We start from the raw sequence: 15,984 nt of genomic DNA, 5'->3' as shown, positions 1-15,984 counted from the left end.
CCCGTTATATCGAACCCCTGCCAGTGGTCGCTGAATCGTGACCTCGACCGCCGCTGCGTTACTCGAATTCTTCCTGATCGGGCTCGCGACGCCGCTGACGGCCGCCTGCGTGATCCCGCTGTACCCGTCGTTCATCGCGTATCTGGTGTCCGCCAGCGAGGGCGATCGCCGGAGGTCCGAACTGACGCTCGGCGTCTCCGTCGTCGCCGGCGTGATCGCGTTCGTCTCGGTCGTCGGCCTCCTGTGGACGGTCGTGTTGGGTGCGGGAGTCTCCGAGGCCGTCGATCTCCTCTCCCCGATCGCCTTCGCCGTCCTCGCGATCGTCGGCGCGGTGTTGCTCGTCGCGCCGGAGGGGTTCGGCCGGGTTCCGACGCTCGAACCGCCCCAGTCCCGGTATCCGACGCTCTCTGCGTTCGGCTACGGCTTCTTTTTCGGAGCGATTGTCATCCCCTGCAATCCGGGGCTGATCGCGCTGTTTTTCAGCCGATCGACGGTCGTCTTTCCGGGATTCGACTCGGGACTCGAGGTCATGCTCGGCTTTCTCGCGTTCGGGCTGGGGATCGGTGCGCCGCTGCTCGCGTTCGCGCTTCTCGCCCAGTCGTCCGGCCGCCGGATCACCCGGACGCTCGCGCGGTACAGTTCGCCGTTGAATCGGCTGGTCGGTGCCGTCCTGGTCGTCGTCTCCGTCTACTATCTGGTCGTCGTCTTCGGCGTCCTTCCGGGCGTCGAGGGGCTGGAACTGCCACCGTCAATTCTCGGTGGCCGGTGAACGCTTGCCCCCGTCCGGCAGTATAAGTGCGTTCGCGCGCTCTCTCGAACCGAACACATGGCCGATCGACTGATGAAAGTCAACGCGTACACGAGCCTCGATCTCGTCGACGCGATCGTGAAGGGACACGATTTCGAGACGGAGTCCTTTGCCGTCGCGAACGCGACCGCCGACAGGGAAGACCCCGATTGCGTCCGACTCCAGTTCGAACTCGACAACATGACCGAAGAGCACCTGCCCGCGCACATGGAGGAACTTACACTGACGCCGGAACAGGCGCGAACGCTCGCAGGAGATCTCGAGAAACACGCCGCGCGCGTCGATGCGGCCGAAGACGGACAGTCGGAGTGAGTCGGAACTGTCTCCATTTCCGACGTGTTGTGTGAACATCCACCACTGTTAGGGTCCAGTGGTATGCCCCTCGGAGGCGTACGTCCTGTATGAAGCTCGCACACGTTTCGCTCCTCGAAGACTTCGGAACCCGATCGCTCGCAGTGCACGGAATCATGGTTCTCGCGTTCGCCAACGCCGTTCTGGCGGGGTTGTTCGTCAGCGGGGAACTGGGACTGATCTCGTTCGTCGCCCTGCTCAACTTCACCGCGGGGCTGTGGGTTTCTCACTCGATCCACTCTCTCGGAAACGGCGTCAGCGGCGACGGCGAGTACGCCGGCGTCCTTAACGAACTGTTCGACACCGACAACGGCACCGCGGACGACGGACTCGACACCGGTCGGTTCGGTCGCCTGCTCGCGCTGATCGCCGCCGTGACCGCAGTCGCACTGCTGACATCCGCACAGGTCCTGTCCGGGCCGATCTTCTCGATCGGGGTCGTCGCCGTCGGTGCGATCGCAGTCGTCACGGCGATTATCGGCTTCCTGATCGCTCTCGGGGCATCCTACGACGAGTCCCAGCAGCGGTGGGTCGACAAACAGGACGGGAACGCGGACTCGATCGACTAATACGGTCGAAAGCCGTTGAATTCGGACGGCTGGCACCCGTTTTTCATCCGCCCTCGATCGACTCGGTACCGTCGTCGGACGCACCCGGTTCACCGTCCTGTGTCGGCGTTTCCGGCTCGGAATCACCCGCAGTTTCGGACGGATCTACCGATACATCTTCGCTCGTCAGATCGAACTCATCGGCCCACCACGGAGTGTATTGCGCGAACGCAACGAACACGAAGAACACGACCGTCGCGACCAGCATCGCAGCGACGATCGCTGCGATCACGGCCGTGGCGTCCACCGGGAGTAACCCGACGAGGAGACCGGACCGATCGACTGACGTGACCGAAACCATGACGATGCTAGTTACGACGATCGGATCAAGCTTATCCCGAACTGATAGGGATTATCGTAGCCAACTGGAGGTCTCGAAACCGGGCCTTCGGCGCTGTGTCTCGGTTCTTCAGAGAGAAACTATGAATTCCTACGATAATCCCTATGAATTAGGGCTACCGATCGCCAGGTCGCCGCGGCTACCGGAGACGCGTCGCCCTCGCGCAGTCTCGTTTGGGCCAGTTCAGTTCTCGGCTATTCGACTCCCGCCCGGCGGCATGAAGTGTTGAATCCGATCGGGGCTGGCGATTTTGCGAACGAACGACTGGTCCTCGAAGCGCTCGCGGAACCGACGGTACAGCCGCTTGGCCGCGTCGGCCTGAGCGTACCGACCGGGCTCGAGTTCGATCGTCGTCTCGGCCTGCCCCTCGATCGCGGACGGCGGCCCGCCGATAACGCGCGTATACGGTTCACACTGGATACCGACGGCGACGCCGACCGGCGTGTCGTCGTAGTAGGTTCGATCGCCACGCACCGCGAAGCCGCCCTTCTCGAGGTACTCGCCGCTTTCGGGCGTCTTCGAGACCTGATCCGAGTCGACCGCGTAGACGTCGCCCGCGTAGCGCCCGTCCTTCCAGACCGACGAGTAAGAGACGGCGAACTGGGCGGCCTCCTCGATGCTTCTCTCGGGAATCTCGATGTCGTGTGAGGACGCCTCGCTCGGGTCCGTCGCCTTGAGGACGGTGACCGGCGCGCCGTGGGCCTGGGTGTGAAGAACCGTGTCGCCGCGCTCGAGGTACTTTTTGACCAGTTCCTCGTTCTGGTCGGCGTTGCGCCCGCCGATGACGAGGAAATCGTCGCTGGTGTGGAACCAGCGGAACCGATCGTACCAGGGCTCGTTCTCTCGAATCGGAACGGACGCCATCGAGAGCCAGTTCCGGTCTTCCTCCTCGTCGTCGTCCGCTACCTCGTCCGCGTCGTCTTCGTCCCACTGTCGCTTGCGGCGTTTGGCGTCTGCTAAGTCCTCGCGCGTGTCTTCGATCGCTGCCAGCGCGCCCTCTTTCTTTTCTTCGATACGCTTTGCCTCGGTGTAGAGCCGATCGGCGTTCTGTTCGACGCCGTCGTGGGCAACGAGTTCGATCCGCTCGTCGTCGACATTGACCGTTACGGTTCCCTCGCTGCCGTCGATGTCGACGACCGCCTCGGCGGCCTCGATGCCGCGATCGGCCCCTTCGGAGAATCGCTCCTCGATCTCGTCCCACGACCGATCTTGCGCGCGTGCGTCCTGAATCGTCGAGAGGATGTCGTCGACGAGGCCATAGTTGGCGTAGAGTAACTCGGCGTTCTCGCGCTGGGCGTCGGCCTGCTGTTCGAAGCCCTCGATCGCGCCTTCCTGCTGGTCGATGATCCGCTGGTACTTGGCGATCTCAGCGTCGAAATCCGGTTTCTGCTCGGTCGGGTCCGGTTCGGAGTCGTCCTCGAGGCTCAACTCGAAGAAATAATCGTCGAGCGCCGCGAGGAAGCTGTTTGCCGGCTCTGCGAGTAGATTCACGTGTTCCTCGATCGGGAACGGGGTGACGTCGACGACCGGGCCGTCGGCCGCATCGGTGCTCGCCTCGCCAGTCTCGTCGGTTCCGTCGCCCGCGTCGCCTGCCTCGTCGCTACCGTCAGCGCTCGCGTCGGCTTCTTCGCGGTAGAGGCGCGGATCGAAATTCCCGTTTCGGAGATCCAGTGCGAGGCGTTCGATCGCTTCGTACACCCGCCGATAGTCGTCCTCGGTCGCCTCGCTGATGTCGAGCGTTTTTTCGACGCCAGCCCGGGTACAGAGTTCCTCGGCGTAGAGACCGCCGAGATTGAGCTGGGTCGCGAGCGTGCGCACGACGTCCGTATCGGAGTCGTTCATTTCGTGGTCGAACGCCTCGCGAGAGACCGTCAGCGGGTTCGTCCGCGTATCGGGGAATTCGTAGCGAGAGCCGGGGACGACGGTCCGAGACTTCAGCCGGACAGTCTCGAGACAGTCGATCACCTCGTACTCGCCGTCTGTGACCGCGACGTTACCCTGCCCGAACAGTTCGACGATGATACGGGTCGTTCCGTCCTCGCGATCGAAGACGAATTCGAGGATGCGATCGAATTCGTACTGTTCGACGCCGACGAAATCCGCCCCGGAGAGTCGGTTCCGGAGCATCATCGCGAACTGCGGCGGCCGGCCGGGGGCGTCAGGGACGCGCTCTGGCGCGACCGTGTGGGCGCGTTTGACTTCCCCGACCTCGATCATGAGTTCGAGGCGACCGCGATCGAAGTCCCGCATCTTGAGACGGACGAGATCGTCGCCGTAGAGATAGGCCTTGTCGACCTTCGCTCCCTCGTAGGTGCCCAGTTCCTGAACGAGGGCGGCGAGGTCGACGCTCGTGAGTTCCCGCTTGGGGTCCATACGGCACACTCCCCGGCGCGGTCAAAAAGACGTGTCGCTCTTTGCGCGGTTCGGGGCGAGCGCGGTTCGGAGCGAACGGAGTGAGCGAAGGTGTGTCACTCGCTTCAGTTGTTACACAAAATCGAGGAGAAAGCCCACCGACTTCAGTCGTGGGATGAATCCGACCACCTACGACACAAACCATCTCCAATAGCCGACCGAGGGTTGATGAAAGAGTAACACCTAAGATAGATTGACTTCTATCTAACAGTATGCCACGGGGGTACAGTCGAGAACGGACGTCGGTTCACAACCTCCACTACCACTTCGTGTGGTGCCCGAAGTCAAGCAAAGCGTAGCTTTGCGTACCTCGCGGGATCTTTGATCCCGCTCAGTACCGAAAACCGGTGCTGACTGACGAGGTTGCCGACCGTCTTGAACAACTCATCGGGGAGAAAGCCGACGAACTCGATCTCAACATCCTCCGACTGGCAATCCAGCCCGACCACGTACACCTGTTCATCACGGGCGACCCGAAACTTTCCCCGAACAAAATCATTCAACAGGTCAAGGGATACACCTCCCGAAACCTCCGTGAGGAGTTCGACTTCGGCCTCCCCTCGCTGTGGACACGTTCATACTTCGTCTCCTCGGCGAGCGAAGTATCAAATCAGACCATCGAGGAGTACATCGAAGCCCAAACCGGACGATAACGATGCGCGGAGAAGTCACCACCACGATACGGGTTAAACTCCACTCACTCACCGAGCGGAAAGCCCGACTCGTCCAGCGCGAGTATAGCGCATTCCAAGACGCTGTTCACGGTGACGACGACGCGAACCTCTACTCTGCCACCAAACAACAGGCGGGGAAAGTCCGGTCGAACAAGAACCCGCGAGAAGACACCGAACAACCCGTCGTCCTCCGCAACGACTGCATCACCATCGAACACGACGAGAACACAGTTCTCGCGTCGTGGTGGTTCAAACTACCCGTCTACAATCCCGAGAAAGAACAGGGAGATAGCATATGGGTGCCCGTCCACGTTCCCAAAAAGGACACGCACCTGCTCACCGACGAGTACATACGCGACTCGGAACTCGTCCACTGTGACGGTGAGTGGTACGTTCACCTCGTCTGCAAACGGTCTGTGGCCATCGCAGACGAATACGATGACGTACTCGCCGTTGATATGGGTGCGAACTGGGTTGCCGTTAGCACGTTCCTGTCTGACCGCGACACCAAGTTCCACGGCGCAGAGGTTCGGCGTGTCCGCGAACACTACAAGCAACTCCGCAAGTCCATCGGGAAGGCAAAAGTGCGTTCGGGAGCGCAGGTCATCGAACGTCTCGGTGACAAGGAATCCCGAACGGTTGAACACGAGTTGCATCAGGTGGCGAACGAACTCGTCGCCCGCGCCCGAGAACGTAACGCTGTCATCGTGTTCGGAGATATGACGGGGTTGCGCTTCGACAACGACAGGGGGCAGTACGTGAACGACAAGACCCACAAGATGCCGTATGCGAAGATGGCGAACATCCTCACGTACAAATCCCATCTCGACGGACGGGAGTGCATCCCGGTGAAGGAGTACGATACGTCCGTGACGTGCTGGCGGTGTGGGTCACAGAACACGAGTCGGGAAGTACAGGGTCGTGTCGAGTGTCACGGCTGTGGACTGGACGACAACGGCGACAAGAATGGTGCGACGAACATCGGCAAACGAGCCGTCGGTAAGGACATTCAGAGCCCGCTATCGACGGTGGGGGCTGTTGTGGCTCAGCCCGAAACGCAGGTCGTACTCAAAGGAACAAGCGGTGAGATGGAACCTGTGAACTCCCCAAGCGACGTGGGCCTAACCCTCCGTGAGGGAAGCCCACGACTTTAGTCGTGGGAGAAGTCACTATGGGACTCTTCGTCCGACAGCCGCTTTGAAAGCCGATCGAACCGATCCTGCAGCCGTTCCTGGCGGTCCCGTTCCTCGTCGGGTCGGTACGTCATCGATCGAAGGTTCCCGTCGTCGAGTTCGACGGACAGAACGGCACCGTCGTGGCGGGCCGCCTCGGGGAGTCGCTCGACGTCTACCGTGCGTTCGTCGACGACCTCACCGTCGGCTTCGAACAGCAACACCGCGGTGGTTCCGTCCACGATTCGATCGATCGTCGCAGTATGGTTGTCACTCATGGTTTTGTTCGCACCGTTAGGGGTGTCTCGACTGTTGAAGACGTTCCGATCGACTGACGGTCCACTGGTGGTGGGTCGAGTCTCGATCCGTCGACTGACGCCGACCGCTCATCGGTCCCGTTCTGGGCTGCGTGTTTCGCTTCGAGCAGATCGTTCGGATCGCTCGATGCCGCACGCTCGGATGTCACGGAGACGGTCTCGCCGTCGGTAGTAAGAACGACGTCACCGTGAACGCCCGTCCAGTACGTCTCGACGCTGCGTTCGGCAAACGCTTCGAGCACTTCGTCGTGTGGGTGGCCGTACTGGGATTCGAGTCCGCTCGAGACGATCGCAACGTCGGGGCCGACGGCGTCGAGAAACGGCGACGTCGAGGAGGTCGACGAGCCGTGGTGGCCGGCCTGGTAGGCGTCGGATGCGAGGGCGTCCGTTCGATCCTCGACGAGGCGCTGTTCTGCGTCCTGCTCCGCGTCGCCCGTCGTCAGGTAGGTGAACCCGCCGAACTCGATGCAAAGTGCGACGCTGTTGTAGTGGAAGTCCTCCCGCGAGTCGGCGGCGGGCGGGTTCAGAACGGTCGCCGTGAGGGCGTCGCTCTCGATCGGGAGTTCGTCGCCGTCTCCGACCTCGAACAGCGTCACGTCGTAGGTTTCGATCGCGTCGAGGTACGATTCGTAGGTCTGGCTCGTGTGGATGACACCCGAGTCGTAGGCTGCACCGACGCCCTCGCCGCGTTCCTCGACGTGTTCGATCACGGCCGCGTGACCGCCGATGTGGTCGGCATGGGGGTGGGTCGCGATCAGGTGGTCGATGCGATCGATGCCGTGGGCGTCGAGATACTCGATCACCGTCGCTCCGTCCGCTCGCCAGTCGCCGGTATCGATCAGGATCGTCTCGTCGGCAGGGGTGACGAGCAGCGTTGCATCACCCTGTCCGACGTCGATGTGGTGAATTTCGAGGTCGCCACCGGGGTCGGCCGTCGACGCCTCGTCGGTGACGTCCACCTCGAATCCCGTGGTACAGCCTGCGCTCACCGCGATCGCACAGACGAACAAAACGACCAGTATCCGACGCATAGTCGGTTCACGTGACGGACGATGATGTTGGTTGTGACTGGTTCGTCGCCGTTGACATCACGAACGGCGACGGGCCAAAATGCGGAAGCTGGCGATTCCGTCGAGACCATCGCCGGAGCGTCGACAGCCGACGCGTCGACCACCGAGGCGGACCGGTAGCGAGTCGAACGCCGAACTCGAAGCGGCGTCCGAGAATCGTTCCAGTACGTTAGAAGGCGTCGCCTTCGATCGTCACCGATGCGTGCAGGTCGGACTTCAGCGCATCGTGGACCTTGCAGAGTTCGGCGGCCCGATCGATGACTTTCTCGGCCGTCTCGTCGTCGACGTCAGCCTCGACGCGAACGTCGAACGAGATTGATTCGAGTTTGTCGTCGTCGTTGAGTTCGCCCGAGGACTCGATCTCTACGTGACCCATGTCCTCGACACCGCGCTGTTCGCCGCCAACTCGGAGTGCGGGGACGTAACAGGACGCGTACGCGGCCAGCAACGATTCGAGCGTATCCGGCGAGTCCTCGCCGGTCGCGTCGATCGTCGTCTCGAACTCGCGTACTTCGTTCGTCGCGCTAAACCCCTCTTCGGAGACGGTAGTGACCTGTTTCGTCATCGCAGTCCAACCGTCGACAGCCTGCGCCGTAAACGTTGCTCTCGCGGCCGAGTCGGCCGGAACGGAAACGAAAGCACCGGTCCCATTCGGCCGACCATCGTGGTCGACCGCGATCGGCCGAGACCGATCGCGTCGGGCAGCGGGCAGCGGGCAACGGTCGTCGAGAGACGGTCCAGTTGACCGCGATCAGGCGTCCAGGTCGTACGGTTCGTCGGCCTCGAGAGCAACGACTTCGGCGTCGCTCCCCGTCGCGGCGACTTCGCGCGTGAAGTCGTCGGGATCCTGCTCGATCGGCGGGAACGTGTCGTAGTGCTGTGGGAACGCCAGGTCGACGTCGAGCCAGTCGACCGCGATCGCGGCCTGCCACGGTCCCATCGTGAAGTGGTCACCGATCGGCACCGCGGCGGCGTCGGGTTCGAGGTGGGGACCGATGACGTCCCGCATTTCGGTCATGAGCCCGGTGTCGCCGGCGTGGTAGAACGTCGTCGACTCCTCGTCGCTGACCTGAGTCGGCTTCGTATCGGAGATGATGAATCCGCCCGGCATCCCCGCGTCGACGTCGTACTCGGTCATGATCCCGTTGGTATGGTCGGCGCGGTGCATGGTGACGTAGGCGTCGCCACACTCGACGGTGCCGCCGATGTTCATCCCCATGCCGCCGACGGCGTCCTCGTAGCCGAACTCGGCCTGGCAGTACGAAACCAGTTCCGGCGTCGCCACCAGCGTCGCCTCGGAGAACTCGCCGGCGTGGGCGATGTGGTCTGCGTGGCCGTGTGTCAACAGCACGTAGTCAGGCGTCTCGACGTCCGACGGATCGAGGTCGGTCTTCGGATTGTCGAAGAACGGGTCGATCAGCAACGCCGTCTCGCCGACGGTAACGTGCCACGTCGAGTGGCCGTGCCAGGTGACTTGCATAGCACTCGGACCGTTCGGCGGAGATGAACTTAAAACCGGGCGGACACCGAAAACCGAGTCCGCATCGACGGTGCCTCCCGCTCGAACGAAAACGGAATCTCTCACAGACAATGCCTACCGTTTTTTGTACGTGGTGCGTACAGCGAGCATGCTCGCACTGACACTCGAGGAGTTCATGCTGGAGTTGAACGACGGATCGATCAAGAACGTCGGGCCGAAAAACAAGTCGGCGACGGTCAAACTGTTCGACGTCGAATCCGCCGAGGCGCGCGAGTTCGGTGACAAGCGGGTCAAACTCGTTTTCGAAGACGAGGACGGAAACGAGGTCCAGGTGTCGTTGTTCCCGGAGGACGTTCGCAAACTCACCGCGGACGTCGAGGCGCTCGAGGAGGACTCGCCGGTATTCGAGTGAGGGATCATTCATAATCAATCAATAACTATCACCGCGGTCGCCCCGAGCGCAATCCGACAACAGTTTTAGGGCGAAACTGCTTGGTCCGAGTAGATGGGTAACTGTATCATCTGCGGCAAGCCTGTCGACGGCTTGGTCTGTGAGATCCATCAGGAGGACGTCGTGTTTGCGTTCGACGGTAACTCCGCCTCACAGCTGTCCCCCAGCCGGTATTACCGGGGGACCGTCGATGGCTACGCCGACTTCGGTGTCTTTGTCGACATCGGAGACCACGTCACTGGCCTGTTGCACAGAAGCGAACTCGATCAACGACTCGAAAGTCTCGACTGGGAACCCGGCGACGAGGTCTTCGTCCAGGTACTCGACGTTCGGGACAACGGTAACGTCGACCTCGGCTGGTCGATCCGACAGCGGGAACGCGATTTCCGTGGCCAGCTAATCGATACGGGTGAAGACGAACGCCACCCCGAAGACGTCGGGACCGAAAGCGACGACGGGCAGACGCAGTCGATGGATACCGACACCTCGGCCGACGATACTGCTCCCGACGGAACCGACGTCGAAGCGGGCGATCTTCAGGCCCGGGCGGCAGCCGACGATGCCGCCGCGACAGAACAGGGAACCGCAGCCCCGAACGCGAGCGACACCGTTGCCGGCGGAAGCGGCTCCGTCGCGACCGAATCTGCCGCCGCGTCGACTCCAACAACTGACGACGCGGCCGACACCGAACCCGCGCTCAACCGGACGACGATCGACGCGATCGACGCGCAGGTCGGCAGCGTCGTTCGTCTCGAAGGAGAGATCATCGGCGTTCGCCAGACCAGCGGTCCGACCGTCTTCGAACTGCGAGACGAGACCGGCACCGTCGAGTGTGCGGCGTTCAAGGAAGCCGGCGTTCGAGCCTACCCGGACGTCGACACCGACGATGTCGTCGCCCTCGAAGGCGAAGTCGAACGCCACCACGGGGACCTGCAGGTCGAGACCGAATCGCTCGAACGCCTCGACGGCGACGAGCGTGAGACCGTCGTCGATCGCCTCGAGAGCGCGATCGAAAGCGAAGCGCGACCGGCCGACGTCGATCTGCTGGCCGACCACGAGGCGGTGACGGCCGTCGAAGACGATATCGTCGACGCCGCGACTGCCGTCCGACGGGCCGTTATGGAGGCCCGACCGATCGTCGTCCGCCACGGCGCGACCGCCGACGGCTACGTCGCCGGCGCGGCGATCGAACGCGCCGTCCTCCCGCTGATCCGGGAGAAACACACCCGCGAGGACGCGGAGTACCACTACTTCGAGCGCCGACCGCTCGACGGTCGCGTCTACGACATGGACGCCGCGACCAACGACGTCACCTCGATGCTCGAAGCCCGCGATCGACACGGCGAGCAACTGCCGCTGGTCGTGCTGGTCGACGCCGGCTCTACCGTCGAGTCGATCGACGGCTACGATCTGCTGTCGCTGTACGACGCCGAGTCGATCGTCGTCGACGACAGTCGTGCCGACGAGGAGATCGTCGACGCGGTCTCCGTCGCAGTGACGCCGTCGCTTTCCGGCGTCGACGTCTCGGACGTGACGTCGACCGCGCTCGGGGCCAACGTCGCCGCACACGTCAACGACGACGTTCGGAGCGACCTCGAACACCTCCCGGCGCTCAGTTACTGGGAGGAGACGCCCGAGAGCTACCTCGATCTCGCGACCGACGCCGGCTACGACGAGACGGACATCTCGAACCGGCGGGAAGCCGTCGCGCTCGAGGCCTACTACCAGTCGTACAAGGACAAGCGCGAACTCGTAATCGACCTGCTGTTCGCGGACAGCGAGACCACCGAGAGCGCTCGAAACGACGGGCTCGCCGCCCACGTCTCCGAGCAGTTCCGCGCGAAACTCGAGAACGAACTTGAGACGGCACGGGAGAACGCCACGGTGCGCGGCGTCGACGGCGTGACCGTCACGCTACTGGATACCGACGCGTTCACGCACCGGTATGACTTCCCGACCACCGTCCTCTTGCTGGACGAACTGCACCGCCAGGAACGCGCCCAGGCCGACGCTCCGTTCGTCACCCTCGGCGTCGGGTCTGACGAACTGCACGTTCGTGCGACCGAATCGCTGAACGTCCGCGATCTCGGTGATGCGATCGCCAAACAAGCACCGAACGCAGGCGTCAGCGTGGTCGGCGGTGCGGACGGTCACGTCGAGTTCCTGCCGGGCGAACGCGATGCGGTCCGTGAGGCTGCACTCGACGCGCTCGCAGAGACGCTCGCCTAATACGCGCCCTTCTCCGCCGTCGATCGCTTTCGAGCAGCCGCAGGCCCGCCGAGAGTCCCGAGTTCGGTCGCGTCGATCACTCGGAATCGACGCGAACGTGTACAACATATATTCGGTTGCGACGGAATACTGGGAGTATGAACACGACGGGAACGAGTGGTGCTCGCGACGACGGGCCGTGGACGCGGGTCAGGGAGAACGCGACGGGAATCGCGTCGGTACTCGTAACGGGATTCTGGCTGGGAGCCATGTTTACCGGTCAATCGTGGTGGCTCGCCGCGTTGCTCGTCGGCTACATCGTCGTGGTCCCGCTGGTCGCCTTGCTGTTCGGTGACGAGGCCGATCGACGCGAGTGGTGGGACGACTGGTCCTCGGAATCGAGCGCCGAGACGGACGCGACGACGGCTCCAGACGAGGCGAAATCCGGAGCCAGAACCGGGACGGACGACGAAACGACCCGGGACGCCCTCGAAACGCTTCGCGATCGGTACGCCGCGGGCGAGCTCACCGACGACCAGTTCGAGCGCAAACTCGATCGACTCCTCCAGACGGAGACGGTCGAAGATGCCGAGGAGTGGCGACGGAACGCTCGCGACGAGCGGTCGAGGGATCTCGAATACGAATCGTGAGTGTGTGACTGGGCCTCAGGACGACACCGGTCTGGCATCCGCGCGAATCGATTCGAATACGCTCGTCGCCCATTCGCGTGCGATCGCGGTTTCGGTGTCGACGAACACCCGCATCGCCCCCGTTTCCTCGTCGTACCCGCCGACGCCGACTCGATCATCGAATATCGCCAGTCCGTAGGGGAGCGCGTCTCGCGTCCGGATCGCGACTCGACCCTCCTCGCTCGCCTCCCCGAGACGCGTCTCGCGATCGCTACGGAGCGTTTCGACCGTTTCGGGTCGGTAGATGAGTTCGATCGCTCGCCCTTCGAGGAGCCGGTCACCGGTCGCGTCGAGCCCGGGCGGGATCATGTGCGTGGTATTGAACCCCCGGAAGCTCTCGCTCTCGCGGAGGAGTTTCAGGAAGCGAGCGACGGGGGCGTACGGGTCAGACGGGGTGGCGACGGTGACCGTCGCGTCGACGAACGGTTCGACGATGAACTCCTCGTGATCCTCGCAGATGTACTCGAACAGCGGCTCGAGTCGACGTGTCGTCCGCAGGTACGTCTCGAACTTGCAGACGCCGTAGGCGACGGTTTCGCCGTAGCCGGTCAGTCGATACCGGCCATCGACGCGCTCGCCGTACCCCTCGTCTTCGAGCCAGCGGACGAACCGGTGGCTCGTCGCCCGCGACACGTCGAGAACCGCCTCGATTTCGCGGCGATCGAGCGGTTCGGCGAGCAACGCTCGCAGCAGGTCGCCGTGGCGAACGACGTCGACCAGCGCTTTGATCTCCGAGTCCCGATCCCGGTCGCGCCAGTGCTGGTCTCGCTGGAGGTTTCGATCGTATCGAATGAGTTCGTCGAGGAGATCACGAGTCACGGAGAGTCACCCTCCTGGAGTCGGTACTACCGGTACACCGTTCACCCGCTTAACGCTGTCTCACGTCCTGAGATAGGATTCATTGCCAGATTTCAATCTCAAAAATTAAGTATAGAACGTCCGGCCGCCTCCACTGACCCATGGCAACGACGACAGATCAGATCGACCCCGAGCAGACCGAAACGTTCCTCGAGACGCTCCTCGAGCGATCCGCAGGAGCGATGTCGCTGTTCAGCATCCACGTCGGTGATCGACTCGGGTACTACGACGCCCTGTCGACGGGACCGCACACGGCTCTTGAACTGGCGGCCGCGACCGGGACGGACGATCGGTACGCGCGCGAGTGGCTCGAACACCAGACCGTCACCGGAGTCCTGACCGTCGAAAGTCCGGATGCGGACGCGACCGATCGACGGTACGCGCTCCCCGCGAGTTACGTCGAAGTCCTCTGTGAGCCGGAGAGTTTGAACTACCTCGCACCGCTCGCGGGCCTCATCGCGGGCGTGGGAACGCCGCTCGAGGACGTCATCGAGGCGTTTCGAACCGGCGGCGGCGTTCCGTTTGCGGCCTACGGAGACGCCTGCCACGAAGGGATCGCGGCGATGAACCGGCCCGCGTTCGTCACCCAACTCGGCCCCGAATGGCTCGCGTCGATTCCCGACGTCGACGCGACGCTCCGGGGCGGCGGGCGCGTCGCGGATATCGGCTGTGGCCACGGCTGGTCCAGCATCGGCGTCGCCGAACACTACCCCCAGACGAGCGTCGACGGCTACGATCTCGACGCGGCGTCGGTCGCGCGGGCAACGGAGAACGCGGCCGAGCGCGGCGTCGACGACCGGGTCACGATTCACAACCGAGACGCCGGCGACCCCGCCATCGACGGCGACTACGATCTCGTGATGGCACTGGAGTGCGTCCACGATCTCTCGGACCCGATCGCCGTCCTCGAGACGATGCGTCGGCTCGCGGGTGAGGACGGTGCCGTTCTGGTCGTCGACGAACGTGCCGGCGAGTCGTTCACTCCCGAGGGCAACGAGATCGAGCCGCTGCTGTACGGATTTAGCGTCCTCCACTGCCTGCCCGTCGGCACGGTCGACGAGCCGGCGACGGGCACTGGGACCGTGATGCGCCCGGCCACGCTCACCGAGTACGCGACCGACGCCGGATTCGAGGCGGTCGAGGTGCTGCCGATCGAGAACCTCTTCTTCCGGTTCTACAGGCTCCATCCGTAACCATGACCGACCCCGCTCCCGATCCCGACACCTCCGGAATCGAATCCGCTACCGACCCGGCTTCCCCCGGAACCGACTCCGCCGAGGCGCGGATTCCGTGGGATTCGTCGACGGTTCGGATCGTCCTCCTGAGCACGCTGCTGGCACCGCTCGGGGTGCCGCTGGTCAGCCCGACGCTCCCGGTCGTCCGCGACACGTTCGCCGTCAGCGAGGCGACGGCCAGCCTGCTCATCAGCGCCTACTTCGTCGCCGGGATCGTCCTCTCGCCGTTCATCGGGGCGCTGGCCGATCGACTCGGCCGGCGATTCGTCCTCGCCGCGAGCCTCGTCGTCTTCGGTCTCGCGGGCGGGGTAATCGTCCTCGCTCCATCGTTCACGACGGTCTTGCTCGTGCGGGTCGTCCAGGGGACGGCCTCTGCAGGTATCTTCGTCGCGACGGTCACCCTCATCGGTGACACGTTCGACGGCCCACAGCGAAACACCGTCCTGGGAGTCAACACGGCAGTGCTCTCGGTCGGCGCGGCGATCTTTCCGGTCGTCGGCGGCGTGCTCGTTGCCGTCTCCTGGGACGCTCCGTACCTGCTGTACCTGCTCGCGGTTCCGCTGGGGCTGGCGGCCTGGGTCGCTCTCGAAGATCTCGATCGCGGCGATCCTGCGGACACTACCGGACGAAGCGACGATGGGAGGACCTCTACCGATGGCGGCGACGACGGCTCGATGACGCTCGACGCGACGTACGTTCGAGGTGTGCTCGCCGCCGTCGGTACGGGGAGCGTGCTGGCAATGTTCGTCGCCACGTTCGCGGCCGAACTCCTGTTGTTCGGCGCGGTCCTGACGGCGGTGCCGTTCCTGTTGGTCGGTTCATACGGCCTCGCACCCGCCGTCGTCGGCGGCGTATTGATGCTCTCGGAGGGGGTGTCGGTCGCCGTCTCCCTCGCAAACGGGCGGTTCGCGCGAGTCGCCACGAACGCGACGATCGTCGCCGTCGGATTCGTCTGCCTCGCGATCGGATTCGCCGTCGCGTGGCTCGCAGCCTCCGTCTTCGTGATCGCGGTGGCCACGGCGATACTCGGCGGGGGCGTCGGCCTCGTGTTGCCGTCGGTCGACGCCGAGGTGAGCGATCGGGTCGCCAGCCGCTACCTGGCCGGTGCGTTGAGCCTCCGCAACAGCACGACGTTTCTCGGCCGAACGATCGGTCCCGTGAGCTTCGCTGGAGTCGCCGCGACGACCGGTTACGCCCCGTTACTGTTCGGCGGCGCGATCGCCGCGATCGCCGTCGCCGCCATCGTCGTCGCAGGTTCACGGCCGATCGACGAGCGTGATCGACCCGTTCCACGGAGCGCGTAACCGGCTC

16 protein-coding genes and 1 pseudogene are annotated in these 15,984 nt (G+C 63.6%); 10 read left to right on the top strand and 7 right to left on the bottom strand.

Features of this window, described 5'->3' with window-relative positions; genetic code table 11:
* The first annotated feature begins 37 nt into the window (after positions 1-37).
* From AC6I6L_RS16125 to AC6I6L_RS16115, 3 genes are all read left to right on the top strand, one after another.
* The gene (locus AC6I6L_RS16125; protein ID WP_497918784.1) at positions 38-769 is read left to right on the top strand and encodes a cytochrome C biogenesis protein; all 732 of its coding nucleotides are present in this window, start codon (positions 38-40) and stop codon (positions 767-769) included.
* 57 nt (positions 770-826) lie between these two features.
* Positions 827-1,120 carry a DUF6360 family protein gene (locus AC6I6L_RS16120; protein ID WP_497918783.1) on the top strand — a complete coding sequence of 98 codons (294 nt, stop codon included), beginning with the start codon at positions 827-829 and terminating at the stop codon, positions 1,118-1,120.
* 89 nt (positions 1,121-1,209) lie between these two features.
* Positions 1,210-1,728, top strand: coding sequence for a hypothetical protein (locus AC6I6L_RS16115; RefSeq protein WP_497918782.1), 519 nt, complete (start codon positions 1,210-1,212; stop codon positions 1,726-1,728).
* A gap of 43 nt (positions 1,729-1,771) precedes the next feature.
* On the opposite strand, the gene AC6I6L_RS16110 is transcribed toward AC6I6L_RS16115, so the two are convergent.
* Together AC6I6L_RS16110 and rqcH are read right to left on the bottom strand one after the other, a co-directional pair.
* Positions 1,772-2,068: a hypothetical protein gene (locus tag AC6I6L_RS16110; RefSeq protein ID WP_497918781.1), complete on the bottom strand. Its 297-nt coding sequence runs from the start codon at positions 2,066-2,068 to the stop codon at positions 1,772-1,774.
* A gap of 222 nt (positions 2,069-2,290) precedes the next feature.
* Positions 2,291-4,480: a ribosome rescue protein RqcH gene (gene rqcH, locus AC6I6L_RS16105; protein WP_497918780.1), complete on the bottom strand. Its 2,190-nt coding sequence runs from the start codon at positions 4,478-4,480 to the stop codon at positions 2,291-2,293.
* A 251-nt stretch (positions 4,481-4,731) separates the two neighbouring features.
* Between rqcH and tnpA the strand changes: the two are divergent.
* Both tnpA and AC6I6L_RS16095 read left to right on the top strand, forming a co-directional pair.
* Positions 4,732-5,172, top strand: a pseudogene (tnpA, locus tag AC6I6L_RS16100) (IS200/IS605 family transposase).
* Between the two features lie 2 nt (positions 5,173-5,174).
* Positions 5,175-6,347, top strand: a complete 1,173-nt coding sequence (locus AC6I6L_RS16095) for an RNA-guided endonuclease TnpB family protein (RefSeq protein WP_497918779.1) — start codon at positions 5,175-5,177, stop codon at positions 6,345-6,347.
* Here AC6I6L_RS16095 and AC6I6L_RS16090 read toward each other — a convergent pair.
* The 4 genes from AC6I6L_RS16090 to AC6I6L_RS16075 form a co-directional block, all read right to left on the bottom strand.
* The gene (locus AC6I6L_RS16090) at positions 6,344-6,643 is read right to left on the bottom strand and encodes a DUF3006 domain-containing protein (protein ID WP_497918778.1); all 300 of its coding nucleotides are present in this window, start codon (positions 6,641-6,643) and stop codon (positions 6,344-6,346) included. The two genes, AC6I6L_RS16095 and AC6I6L_RS16090, sit on opposite strands and share 4 nt — an antisense overlap.
* The gene (locus AC6I6L_RS16085; RefSeq protein WP_497918777.1) at positions 6,640-7,713 is read right to left on the bottom strand and encodes a ComEC/Rec2 family competence protein; all 1,074 of its coding nucleotides are present in this window, start codon (positions 7,711-7,713) and stop codon (positions 6,640-6,642) included. Before AC6I6L_RS16085 ends, AC6I6L_RS16090 begins: the two co-directional genes overlap by 4 nt.
* Before the next feature lie 208 nt (positions 7,714-7,921).
* Positions 7,922-8,317, bottom strand: a complete 396-nt coding sequence (locus AC6I6L_RS16080) for an OsmC family protein (protein ID WP_497918776.1) — start codon at positions 8,315-8,317, stop codon at positions 7,922-7,924.
* 186 nt (positions 8,318-8,503) lie between these two features.
* On the bottom strand, positions 8,504-9,232 hold the full coding sequence (locus AC6I6L_RS16075) for a metal-dependent hydrolase (RefSeq protein WP_497918775.1): 729 nt from the start codon (positions 9,230-9,232) through the stop codon (positions 8,504-8,506).
* Positions 9,233-9,380: 148 nt separating this feature from the next.
* Here AC6I6L_RS16075 and AC6I6L_RS16070 point away from each other — a divergent pair, with 148 nt between their 5' ends.
* The 3 genes from AC6I6L_RS16070 to AC6I6L_RS16060 all read left to right on the top strand — a co-directional run bounded on the left by AC6I6L_RS16070 (position 9,381) and on the right by AC6I6L_RS16060 (position 12,541).
* Complete coding sequence (locus tag AC6I6L_RS16070; RefSeq protein ID WP_497918774.1) at positions 9,381-9,644, top strand: hypothetical protein; 264 nt, start codon at positions 9,381-9,383, stop codon at positions 9,642-9,644.
* Between the two features lie 93 nt (positions 9,645-9,737).
* Positions 9,738-11,912: a DHH family phosphoesterase gene (locus AC6I6L_RS16065; RefSeq protein ID WP_497918773.1), complete on the top strand. Its 2,175-nt coding sequence runs from the start codon at positions 9,738-9,740 to the stop codon at positions 11,910-11,912.
* 137 nt (positions 11,913-12,049) lie between these two features.
* Positions 12,050-12,541: an SHOCT domain-containing protein gene (locus AC6I6L_RS16060; protein WP_497918772.1), complete on the top strand. Its 492-nt coding sequence runs from the start codon at positions 12,050-12,052 to the stop codon at positions 12,539-12,541.
* 15 nt (positions 12,542-12,556) lie between these two features.
* Here AC6I6L_RS16060 and AC6I6L_RS16055 read toward each other — a convergent pair whose 3' ends face one another.
* Positions 12,557-13,399, bottom strand: coding sequence for a helix-turn-helix transcriptional regulator (locus AC6I6L_RS16055; RefSeq protein ID WP_497918771.1), 843 nt, complete (start codon positions 13,397-13,399; stop codon positions 12,557-12,559).
* A gap of 140 nt (positions 13,400-13,539) precedes the next feature.
* Between AC6I6L_RS16055 and AC6I6L_RS16050 the strand changes: the two genes are divergently transcribed.
* Together AC6I6L_RS16050 and AC6I6L_RS16045 are read left to right on the top strand one after the other, a co-directional pair.
* Complete coding sequence (locus AC6I6L_RS16050) at positions 13,540-14,631, top strand: SAM-dependent methyltransferase (RefSeq protein ID WP_497918770.1); 1,092 nt, start codon at positions 13,540-13,542, stop codon at positions 14,629-14,631.
* A 2-nt stretch (positions 14,632-14,633) separates the two neighbouring features.
* Positions 14,634-15,977, top strand: coding sequence for an MFS transporter (locus AC6I6L_RS16045; protein ID WP_497918769.1), 1,344 nt, complete (start codon positions 14,634-14,636; stop codon positions 15,975-15,977).
* The last annotated feature ends 7 nt before the right edge of the window (positions 15,978-15,984 follow it).

The sequence above is a fragment of the Halosolutus sp. DAT137 genome (genome assembly GCF_059736405.1).
This window is presented reverse-complemented; position numbering and strand designations above follow the sequence as displayed.

Excerpts from the sequence above, each read along its gene's own strand:
- AC6I6L_RS16120 (WP_497918783.1), top strand. The coding sequence starts at position 827 with ATGGCCGATCGACTGATGAAAGTCAACGCGTACACGAGCCTCGATCTC.
- AC6I6L_RS16115 (WP_497918782.1), top strand. The coding sequence starts at position 1,210 with ATGAAGCTCGCACACGTTTCGCTCCTCGAAGACTTCGGAACCCGATCG.
- AC6I6L_RS16110 (WP_497918781.1), bottom strand. The coding sequence starts at position 2,068 with ATGGTTTCGGTCACGTCAGTCGATCGGTCCGGTCTCCTCGTCGGGTTA.
- rqcH (WP_497918780.1), bottom strand. The coding sequence starts at position 4,480 with ATGGACCCCAAGCGGGAACTCACGAGCGTCGACCTCGCCGCCCTCGTT.
- AC6I6L_RS16095 (WP_497918779.1), top strand. The coding sequence starts at position 5,175 with ATGCGCGGAGAAGTCACCACCACGATACGGGTTAAACTCCACTCACTC.
- AC6I6L_RS16090 (WP_497918778.1), bottom strand. The coding sequence starts at position 6,643 with ATGAGTGACAACCATACTGCGACGATCGATCGAATCGTGGACGGAACC.
- AC6I6L_RS16085 (WP_497918777.1), bottom strand. The coding sequence starts at position 7,713 with ATGCGTCGGATACTGGTCGTTTTGTTCGTCTGTGCGATCGCGGTGAGC.
- AC6I6L_RS16080 (WP_497918776.1), bottom strand. The coding sequence starts at position 8,317 with ATGACGAAACAGGTCACTACCGTCTCCGAAGAGGGGTTTAGCGCGACG.
- AC6I6L_RS16075 (WP_497918775.1), bottom strand. The coding sequence starts at position 9,232 with ATGCAAGTCACCTGGCACGGCCACTCGACGTGGCACGTTACCGTCGGC.
- AC6I6L_RS16070 (WP_497918774.1), top strand. The coding sequence starts at position 9,381 with ATGCTCGCACTGACACTCGAGGAGTTCATGCTGGAGTTGAACGACGGA.
- AC6I6L_RS16065 (WP_497918773.1), top strand. The coding sequence starts at position 9,738 with ATGGGTAACTGTATCATCTGCGGCAAGCCTGTCGACGGCTTGGTCTGT.
- AC6I6L_RS16060 (WP_497918772.1), top strand. The coding sequence starts at position 12,050 with ATGAACACGACGGGAACGAGTGGTGCTCGCGACGACGGGCCGTGGACG.
- AC6I6L_RS16050 (WP_497918770.1), top strand. The coding sequence starts at position 13,540 with ATGGCAACGACGACAGATCAGATCGACCCCGAGCAGACCGAAACGTTC.
- AC6I6L_RS16045 (WP_497918769.1), top strand. The coding sequence starts at position 14,634 with ATGACCGACCCCGCTCCCGATCCCGACACCTCCGGAATCGAATCCGCT.